Origin of the sequence: Pseudomonas sp. 20P_3.2_Bac5 (assembly GCF_025466035.1) — a bacterium.
GTDB lineage: Bacteria > Pseudomonadota > Gammaproteobacteria > Pseudomonadales > Pseudomonadaceae > Aquipseudomonas.
In genome coordinates this window covers 1-9,502 of sequence record NZ_JANLOA010000031.1, presented here as the reverse complement: position 1 = coordinate 9,502, position 9,502 = coordinate 1, and the positions used below count along the sequence as shown (strand labels likewise).

The window sequence follows — 9,502 nt, the reverse complement described above, 5'->3', positions numbered from 1 at the left end:
CGTAGGAGCTAGCTTGCGCGCGAGGGGGGCGGTCAGCACACACCCGCCTGCGCGAGCAAGCTCGCTCCTACAAGTACAATGCGTACCCGCGAAGGCGGCCCTGAAAAGGTCACCTGCTTCTTGACTGACTGGCTGGCGTTTACGCATTGCGTTGACGCATTCTGTAACAACCATCCTGCGCAAACAGATGGCATTACCCTCATATTCCTCCGTTTCTCGAGAGTGATCACTCAATGCCCTGGGTCAAACGTTCCATTGCCGTTCTCTGCCTGATATTGGTAACAGTCGCTGCGCTGTGCTTTCACCACTATCTCCCACGCCACAAGGTGGTGCACATCACCGGTGTCGAAGTGAAAAGGATGGACGCAGATGGTGTCATCAATGCAGAAAATCCTGCAGATGGCCCTACCCGGGACGTGTACTTCATCAACACGGTATCGTCGGACGCTGATCGTGAAGTCGTCGTCTACCGCAATGAAGACACTGGCTGGGGGTTCCCTTGGTACTTCAAGTTCGACAGCGCTGATCTGCAGGCCAAAGCCCAGGACTATTCCCGTGATCAGAGCCAGCTAGCGGTGATTCGCTACTACGGGTGGCGCTTCCAGATCTTTTCAATGTTCCCGAACATCACTGACCTCAAGGCAACCAGCAGCCGCTCGGAGCCTTTCCCGGTTTTCAACACTATCTTCTTCAGCGTGCTGCTGATCGTAGCGGTCACCATCGGCCTTGTGATCCGGCGACGGCTCCGGCTTAAGCGCGCGCCCATGGTCCCGAGTGACTCATCGCGGTAAGCGGCGTATGTGAGGCTGGCGTAGATACCAACATGTGGCTGGTGGGTTATAAAAAGCAGTAAGCGATAGCCCCCAGCTCCATTGGCACAGATAGCCAGGGCTCAGCCTTGGCTATCGTCCGAAGCCGGCCTCGGCAGAGTCAGATCTTCACACACGCAAACAACGCATTCCCCGAGGCCTGATCCCACGACACCAGCTTCTCGTAATCATGCTCCAGCACATGCACCTCGAAGTACGGTTCCAACAGCGCCCGCAGCTCGTCGAAGCTCACCGCCACCATCGGGTGTTCGTCATGCCAGACCTGGGTTTCCCCCGCCAGCGTCCGCTCGATGCTCAATCTCAGCGACTGCCGCTCGCCCTCCCCTTCGTAATGCCAGGCTGAACGAAACGCGAACCGGGCCTCATCGAGTGTGTCGGTGTGGGAGACGAACGAGCCGTTGTCGATCCGCTGCTTGTCCACGGCGTTGAAGCAGAACACGCCACCCGCAGCCAGCGCCGCATGCACGCTGGCAATGCAGGCTTTGAGGCGTTCGATACCGCCGCTGTAGTGGACGGAGTAGAGAAAACAGGTGATCAGGTCCACCGGCTCGGCCACGCTGAAACCACACATGTCCCCCAGTGCAAACTGCGCCTCAGGGCATCGCAATGCAGCCCGGTCGAGCATGGGCTGATTGATGTCGAGCCCGGCGCTCTGGTAACCGGCATCGATGAAGTGACGAACATGAGGGCCGGTGCCGCAGGCAAGGTCCAGGTGCCGTATGCCGCCATTGCCGAAGAGCTGCTGCAGGCGGTGGACGCTATGGCTTTGCGCGCGGTAGTCGATGCTGGCGCACATCAGGTCGTAGTAGCCCGACAGGTCGGTATAGAGAGCGTTGCCGGACATGGAAACCTGGGATGTGAAGGGGGTCGAGGGGGCGGCATTGTAGCCGAAGCGAATGCAAAAAAAGCCCGGTGAGGCAGAACTTCACCGGGCCTTCATCACGTCAACAGATCACCTGCCTCGCGACAGGCGCCGCTCTGCCTCAGGCGAGGTCGAAACGGTCCAGGTTCATCACCTTGGTCCACGCGGCGACGAAGTCCTTGACGAACTTCTCCTTGGCGTCGCTGCTGGCATACACCTCGGCGTAGGCCCGCAGGATGGCGTTGGAACCGAACACCAGGTCATTGCGGGTGGCGGTGTATTTCACTTCGCCGGTCTTGCGGTCGCGACCTTCGAACAGTTCGGTGGAGTCGCCTACGGCTTTCCACTGAGTGCCCATGTCCAGCAGGTTGACGAAGAAGTCGTTGCTCAACTCGCCGACGCGATGGGTGAAGACGCCGTGCTGGCTGCCATCGTAGTTGGCCCCCAGAACCCGCAGGCCACCGACCAGAGCAGTCAGTTCCGGCGCGGTCAGGGTCAGCAACTGGGCGCGGTCGATCAGCAGCGATTCGGTGCTGGCCGGGCTGTCGGTGTTGCGGTAGTTGCGGAAGCCATCGGCCAGCGGCTCGAGGTATTCGAAGGACTCGATATCCACCTGGTCCTGACGCGCATCGACCCGGCCCGGAGCGAACGGTACATGCACGTTCACGCCGGCAGCCTTGGTCGCCTGTTCGATACCGACCACACCCGCGAGGACGATCACGTCAGCCAGCGATGCCTTGTTGGCCGCCTGCTGCACCGCCTTCAGGCGCTCCAGGGTGCCGACCGCGATTTCGTTGACCGCCCAGTCCTTCTGTGGCGCCAATGCCAGGCGCGCACCGTTGGCACCGCCGCGCTTGTCGCCGCCACGGAAGGTCGAAGCCGAGGCCCAGGCCACCGAAACCAGTTCGCTGACCGACAGACCCGATTCGGCGATGCGCGCCTTGATGTCGGCGATATCGTCCGCGCTCGGGTGATACAGCGCTGCGGGCAGCGGGTCTTGCCAGATCAGGTCTTCGTTCGGCACTTCCGGGCCGAGGTAGCGGGCTTTCGGGCCCATGTCGCGGTGGGTCAGCTTGAACCAGGCGCGGGCGAAGGCATTGCTGAACGCTTGAGGATCGTTGAGGAAACGTCGCGAGATCGCTTCGAAGCCGGGGTCGAAACGCAAGGTCAGGTCGGTCACCAACATGGTTGGCTTGCGTTTTTTCGACGGGTCGAACGGGTCGGGCATGATCTCCGGCGCGTCCACCGCTTCGAACTGAATGGCGCCTGCCGGACTGCGGGTCTGCACCCACTCGAACTTGAACAGGTTTTCGAAGAAGTTGTTGCTCCACTGGGTCGGGGTCTGCGACCAGATCACTTCCAGGCCGGAGGTGATGGCGTGGGCGCCGACACCGCTTTCATAGGTGCTGGTCCAGCCCAGGCCCTGGGCTTCGATGCCACCGGCTTCCGGGTCGACACCAACGTGGGTGGCGGCGCTGGCACCGTGGGTCTTGCCGAGAGTGTGACCGCCAGCGATCAGCGCGACGATTTCCTCGTCGTCCATCGCCATGTTGCCGAAGGTGGCGCGGATCGCGGCCGCGGCCGAAGCGGGATCACCGCTGGCGTTGGGGCCTTCGGGGTTGACGTAGATGAGGCCCATTTCAGTGGCCGAGAGTGGGCTCTTGGCCAGGGTTTCCGGGTCACGGTGAGTCAGCCAGGCTTTCTCGTCGCCCCAGTTGACGTCCAGGTCCGGTTCCCACACATCCTCCCGGCCCGCGCCAAAACCGAAGGTGCGGAAGCCCGAGGACTCCAGCGCCACGTTGCCGGCGAGGATCATCAGGTCAGCCCAGGAAATTTTCTGTCCGTACTTTTGCTTGATCGGCCACAGCAGGCGACGCGCCTTGTCCAGGCTGACGTTGTCGGGCCACGAGTTCAGCGGCGCGAAGCGTTGCTGGCCACGGCCCGCACCACCACGGCCATCCACTGTGCGGTAGGTACCGGCGCTGTGCCAGGCCATGCGAATGAACAGGCCGCCGTAGCTGCCCCAGTCGGCCGGCCACCAGTCTTGGGAATCGGTCAGCAGCGCCTTGAGGTCTGCCTTGAGCGCGGAGTAATCGATCTTTTTGAATTCTTCGCGATAGTTGAAGTTCTCCCCGAGTGGGTTCGAACGGTCCGAATGCTGGCTAAGCAGCTCCACACGCAGTTGATTGGGCCACCAGTCACGATTGCTGGTGCCACCACCGGACGTGTTGTGGAACGGGCACTTACCTTGGTTCGACATGCTGCTTTCTCCTTTTTCCTCAGCAGACCGGCCCTCTGTGTTGCGACCGACGATAGAGCAAGACTAAAACGGCACCACCTATGAAACAAATTTATGAATTTTATTGAATCGATAGTCATTTCCTTCTTGGCGGATTGAAGGAAACGTCTGTCGATCATTAAGTTCCATTCCGTATGACGAATCGTCGACGGGTGGTGGTGGTTCGGGGAGAAAGTAAAGCAGAGGGGGATGACCCCTGCGCGTCCTGAGCCTCTGTGGTGCGGATGTGGGAAAACACAAAGTCATACGCAAGGCCAGGTTGAATCTATTCAAGCCGGTCAGCCGCCTTGCGATAGACCTGATCGCGCTCGCGGCGATCCACAGCGACCACGAAAACCACAATTTCCTGATCAATCACCTGGTAAACCAAGCGGTAACCACTGCTGCGCAACTTGATCTTGTAGCAGTCGGGCAGCGAGTGCAGCCGGTTCGCCTCAATGCGAGGCTGAGACAGGACTTCAGCAAGTTTTTTCTTGAATTGCTCTCGGACGGTATCACCAAGCTTTCGCCACTCTTTGAGTGCACGAGAATCAAACTCGAGGCTATAGGTCATCCAGCTCAACCTTCACTCGTCGCGGGGAGGCAAGGCGCTCTCGGACGGTGGCGACCAGTTCTTCATCTTCCTCGGTCATCAATACCGGACGAAACGGCAAGCGACCTTGTTCAGCGACATATTGCAACGCCTGGCGCATGAACTCCGAAGGTGTTACCCCCAACCGCTCCAGCTCGTTGTATGCCCGCGCCTTGAGTTCATCGTCGACACGAATATTGATGGAAGCCATTTCATGGCCCTCTCGTAATGACAATTGTCATTACATTGCACTAGCGACGTCCCGAGCACAACCACCGATTGCTCGAACCCCAATGGAATAAATGCCGCGCATCTGCGCCCCCGCTCTGAAACGGTCACTTTCCGCGCTCAGAAACCCTCGCGAGGGACCGCAGCGCGGTCCCCGAAACCGATCAGAAATCGACGGTCGCCGACAACTTCAACGTCCGCGGCTCACCCTGGGTCAGGTAATTGTTCGCTGTCGAGGCCGAAGCCCAATACGCCTTGCTCGCCACGTTCTCGACATTGGCGCGCAGGGTGATGTACTTGTCGTCCGCCTTGAAACCATACCGCGCGCCCAGGTCCACGCGGGTCCAGGCTGGGATGCTCAACGTGTTGGCCGCGTTGACGTACTCGCCACCGGTACGCAGCAGGCGAGCACTCACCGCCGCACCTTCGAGGCCCGGCACGTCCCACTCCGCGCCCAGGTTGTACTGGAAGCGCGGCACACCCGCAGCGCGGTTGCCATCGGTGGCGCCGCCCGCCGTTTTCTTCTGCTCGGTGTTCATCCATGTCGCACCGGCCAGCACCCGCAGGCCATCGACCGGCTCACCGAAGAGGTTCAGTTCAACGCCTTTGTTGATCTGTTCGCCATCGACATTGAAGGTGCCGAGGACCACGCCGGGCGTGTAGCGGGTGGAGTTGTTCGGCTGCTCGATGCGGTACACACCAAAGGTGGCGCCGTAGCTGCCCCAGTCCAGCTTGACGCCGGCCTCGGTCTGCTTGCTGCGCTTGGGCGCGAACACTTCGCCGGGGTTGGTCACGCCGGTCAGCGGCGCAGTCGGGCCCTGGGCCAGGCCTTCGATGCGGTTGGCATAGAACGAGACGTACTCCCACGGCTTGACCACCAGACCGTAGACCGGCGTGGTGACAGACTCTTCGTAATTGCTTGTACGAGCACCGCTGGTGGTGTTCCAGGCATCGACCTCGATGGTCTGGCGACGCACACCAAGGGTCAGCAACACACGGTCATCGACAAAGCCCAATGTGTCGGACACCGCCACGCTCTTGATGCGGTTCTTGCCGACGATGCGCGGGTCGTGGATATCGCTGCCGAAGTAGGTGTTGGTCGGGCGCGGAATCTGGATCGGGTTGTAGAGGTTACCGGGCTGGCGGTTCGCGACCAGGATCGCCTCGAACGACGAACGCTGCTCGCCCCACATGCCGGACAGACCGAAGTTCATCTGGTGGCTGACCGCACCGGTGTTGAAGCGACCATTGAGGCCGGCCACCGCGCTCTTGTTGTCTTCGTCGTGGGGCGAGTAGAGAAAGCCCGTACGACCGCTGCCATCGTTGCCGACATACAGCGAGGAATACTCGCCATTCTCCCGGGTGTGCTTGGCACCGATACCGGCGTAGGCGGTCCAGTTGTCGTTGAGGTCGTACTCGCCGTTGAGCATGCCGTAGGTGTCTTCCAGCTCCGACCAGGTCCAGTCCTGGGCGTAGTTGTCCTTGGCCGACGGTGCGTCCGGAACCTTGGTGCCGTTGGGGTAGACCACAGAGCGGCCATTGTCGATGCGCTGCTTCTGGTAACCGAAATCGGTGGAAAGGCGCAGGCGCTCGCCGCGGTAATCCAGACCGACAGCGATCAACGAGGTGCGTTTGCTTTCGTCATCGATCGCAGTGTCGCCGCCGCGCTGGGCGAGGTTGATCCGCGCGCCGAAGCGGTTGTCTTCACCGAAGCGCTGGCCGAGGTCGAGGTGGCCGCCGACCTGAGTATCGCCGGTGTAATCGAGGGTAGCGCTGCGGGTCGGTGTGTCCTCGGCGCGCTTGGGCACCAGGTTGACGCTGCCGCCAATGCCGCTGCCCTGCGGTGCGACGCCGTTGAGAAACGCGTTGGGGCCCTTGAACAACTCGACCCGCTCCACCGCTTCGGTATTGATGATCTGCCGTGGCAGTACGCCATAAAGGCCGTTGAAGGCGATGTCATCGCTCTGCAGCGGCAGGCCGCGAATGGTGAAGACCTGGGAAAAGTTGCCGAAGCCCGCCGACTGGCGCACCGAGGCGTCGTTGAGGAGCACGTCACCGATGGTCCGGGCCTGCTGATCGGCCATGGCCTTGGCGGTGTAGCTGGTGACGCTGAAAGGCACGTCGTTGATCGAACGGTTGCCCAGCACGCCAAGCCGCGCACTGCGCGCCACCTGGCCGCCGGCGTAGGTGTCGCCAGTCATGCTCGAGGCGGCATTGACGTTGGTCGCGCCCAGTTCCAGCACATCGCCGCTGGACAGCGGGGCCAGTGTGTAGCCGTTGCCGCCGGCGCTTTGCAGGGTATAGCCGCTGCCCTGAAGCAGCAGCGCAAAGCCGGCCTGCGCGGTGTAGCTGCCTTGCAAGCCAGGGCTGCGGCGGTCATTGAGCATCTTCGCGTCGAACGACAGCGGCACGCCGGACATCGCCGCGAACTGGGCCAGCACATCAGCCAGCGGACCCGGCGCGATGGTGTAGCTACGGGCACCATTGTTCGGCACGGGATCAGCGGCCATGACGCTGTGGGCCGGCATCAACACGGCCAGGGCGACGGCGAGGCTCAGTGTCTTCATGGCAACACGCGGTGAGCTGATTCGGGAGATGGACTGCAACGGCCTGGACGTCATTCGGAGCTCCTGTCGGCGCCTGAAAAGTGAGGGTTCACTTCCACACCGAAGGAGCGGGAAAAAGGTATCAGCCTGCGTGCGAATTTTCTCGCAGCTCAGGCAGGTTCGATGGCAACCCAGTAGCGGGTCAGGCTGCTGATGCGGATCGGCAGGGTGTCTTGCAGCAAGCGCAGGCTGGCGTCGGTGTCCTTGAGCGGAAACGCGCCGGAGACGCTGAGCGCGGCAACCGCCTCATGGCAGCGCAGTACGCCGGGGCGATAACGGCCGAGCTCGGCGAGCAGATCGCCCAGACGCATGTTGCGGGCGACCAGCATGCCGTGTTCCCAGGTCAGGGTGGCGGTGTCCAACGGTTCGGCGGCGGCGGTGCGGTCAAGGCCAAACGCACTCTGCTCGCCGGCCTTGAGAATCAGGCCTTGGCGCGCGTGAAGCGGCAACATCTCCACTGCCCCTTCGCTCACGGCGACATGGCTGAGCTGCTCCCCGACGCGGACGCTGAAGCGCGTGCCCAAGGCGCGGGCAGTGCCGTGGCGGGTCTCGACCATGAAGGTGCGGGATGGGTCTTTGGCAGTGCTGATCAGTACCTCGCCTTCCAACAGTCTTATCCGTCGTTCCTGGGCATTGAAGGCAATGTTCAAGGCGCTGCCAGTGTTGATCAGTAGTTGCGTACCGTCGGGCAGGGTCAGGTTTTTCTGTTCGCCGATGGCGGTGCGTTGGTCGGCGCGCCATTGCTGCCAGGGCAGTTCACGGGAGGCGATCCATACGGCGGGGCCCGCCAAGAGGAACACGCCGAGGCGATGCAGCGCCTGACGACGCCCGATTCGCTTGCTGTTGTTCAGCCGCTGGAAGGTGTCGCTGGCCACATTGCCAGGTACGGCGCGCAGATCGCCCAGCAGGGCTTCAGCCCGCAGCCAGGCCTGAGCGTGTTGCGGGCTGCGATCGCGCCAGAGCTGGATGGCGTGATGATCGGCTTCGGTGGCGACGCCGGACTGCAGTTGCACCAGCCAGTCGGCGGCTTCACCGAGGATCAGCGGGTCGATGGACGGAGTCATCAAGCCACGCTCAGGCAAGCGAGGAAGGCGTCGCGCATGTCGCGTTTGACGGTGATCAGTGAGACGCCGAGTTGCTCGGCGATGTCGTTGTATGTCAGGCCGTCGATCTGTGAGAACAGGAAGGTCTGGCGGACGCGGCTGGGCATTTCGCGGAGCATGGCGTCGATGCGATGCAGGGCTTCGAGGATCAGCCAACGGGTTTCCGGCGACGGGACTTCGGACTCGGGCAGGTGGGCAATGGTTTCGAGGTAGGCGCGCTCGACGTCCTGACGTCGCCACCGATCAATTACCAGGCCCTTGGCAATATGAGTCAGCAATGCGCGGGGCTCGCTGCCGAAGCATTTGCTTTGCCGTGTCAGCAGGCGGATGAACGTGTCGTGGGCCAGGTCCGCGGCATCACTGGTGTTGCCCAGCTTGCGATTTAGCCAACCGTGCAGCCATCCGTGATGTTCGCAGTACAGGGTTTCGATATGCAGATTGAGCGCGCGATCGATCGAGGACATAGAGACCACTGAATACACCCGCCAGGAATGGCAGGGTGTAATTAAGAATTGATCGCATTCTATAGAGAAGCCAGCAGTGATGGCAATTGCAACAAGATGAGTGTTGACCGGCGGAGATGGCGGCATCTCACCGTCGACCTATGCGAAAATACGCGGCTTTTTGTTCATACGTGTGGAGATGTACAGTTTTGGTAATGCATTACTCAACAAACGGCGAGGCCGTTGCATGTGGCCGTGTTGGCAACCCTCTGAGCACTACTGCTGTCGCAGATGACGTGGATTGCAAATCGTGCCAGCGCTCACTGACCAAGGTCGACGTCGCCCCGGCGAAGAAGGCGCCATCATTGGCGGAACTGCGTAAACAGCGCCAAATGGCCCAGGCGAAAGCCGCATCTTACTGCTTCAAGGCCAACTGGCGTGTACGCCTGGCCGCTCGTCCCGACCGCTGCCGCCTGCCGCGCGGCGTGGCCCCTCAGGCCTTCGTGTAAGCCAGCCCGCGGGGTTCAGCCCCGCGACTTCCTTGAAGTTTCCAAACGCTG

Annotated in this window: 9 protein-coding genes; 2 read left to right on the top strand and 7 right to left on the bottom strand. The window is 61.6% G+C overall.

Annotated features, from left to right (window positions below):
- The first annotated feature begins 233 nt into the window (after positions 1 to 233).
- On the top strand, positions 234 to 791 hold the full coding sequence (locus tag NTD88_RS05795) for a DUF1523 family protein (protein ID WP_095155371.1): 558 nt from the start codon (positions 234 to 236) through the stop codon (positions 789 to 791).
- A gap of 139 nt (positions 792 to 930) precedes the next feature.
- On the opposite strand, the gene NTD88_RS05790 is transcribed toward NTD88_RS05795, so the two are convergent.
- The 7 genes from NTD88_RS05790 to NTD88_RS05760 all read right to left on the bottom strand — a co-directional run bounded on the left by NTD88_RS05790 (position 931) and on the right by NTD88_RS05760 (position 8,963).
- Entirely contained in the window at positions 931 to 1,674 is a 744-nt protein-coding gene (locus NTD88_RS05790) for a class I SAM-dependent DNA methyltransferase (RefSeq protein ID WP_262154807.1), read from the bottom strand.
- Positions 1,675 to 1,813: 139 nt separating this feature from the next.
- Entirely contained in the window at positions 1,814 to 3,952 is a 2,139-nt protein-coding gene (gene katG, locus NTD88_RS05785) for a catalase/peroxidase HPI (RefSeq protein ID WP_262154806.1), read from the bottom strand.
- Positions 3,953 to 4,256: 304 nt separating this feature from the next.
- A complete protein-coding gene (locus NTD88_RS05780; protein WP_262154805.1) occupies positions 4,257 to 4,544 on the bottom strand; it encodes a type II toxin-antitoxin system RelE family toxin in 288 nt (95 codons plus the stop codon).
- Complete coding sequence (locus NTD88_RS05775) at positions 4,534 to 4,773, bottom strand: type II toxin-antitoxin system RelB/DinJ family antitoxin (RefSeq protein ID WP_262154804.1); 240 nt, start codon at positions 4,771 to 4,773, stop codon at positions 4,534 to 4,536. The genes NTD88_RS05780 and NTD88_RS05775 overlap by 11 nt, the downstream gene beginning before the upstream one ends.
- Before the next feature lie 181 nt (positions 4,774 to 4,954).
- Positions 4,955 to 7,411 (bottom strand): TonB-dependent siderophore receptor, encoded by a 2,457-nt coding sequence (locus NTD88_RS05770; protein WP_410017256.1) that lies wholly within the window; start codon positions 7,409 to 7,411, stop codon positions 4,955 to 4,957.
- A 95-nt stretch (positions 7,412 to 7,506) separates the two neighbouring features.
- Positions 7,507 to 8,460: a FecR domain-containing protein gene (locus tag NTD88_RS05765; protein WP_262154802.1), complete on the bottom strand. Its 954-nt coding sequence runs from the start codon at positions 8,458 to 8,460 to the stop codon at positions 7,507 to 7,509.
- Positions 8,460 to 8,963: a sigma-70 family RNA polymerase sigma factor gene (locus tag NTD88_RS05760; protein ID WP_262154801.1), complete on the bottom strand. Its 504-nt coding sequence runs from the start codon at positions 8,961 to 8,963 to the stop codon at positions 8,460 to 8,462. Before NTD88_RS05760 ends, NTD88_RS05765 begins: the two co-directional genes overlap by 1 nt.
- 275 nt (positions 8,964 to 9,238) lie before the next feature.
- Between NTD88_RS05760 and NTD88_RS05755 the strand changes: the two genes are divergently transcribed.
- A complete protein-coding gene (locus NTD88_RS05755; protein WP_371864281.1) occupies positions 9,239 to 9,451 on the top strand; it encodes a hypothetical protein in 213 nt (70 codons plus the stop codon).
- The last annotated feature ends 51 nt before the right edge of the window (positions 9,452 to 9,502 follow it).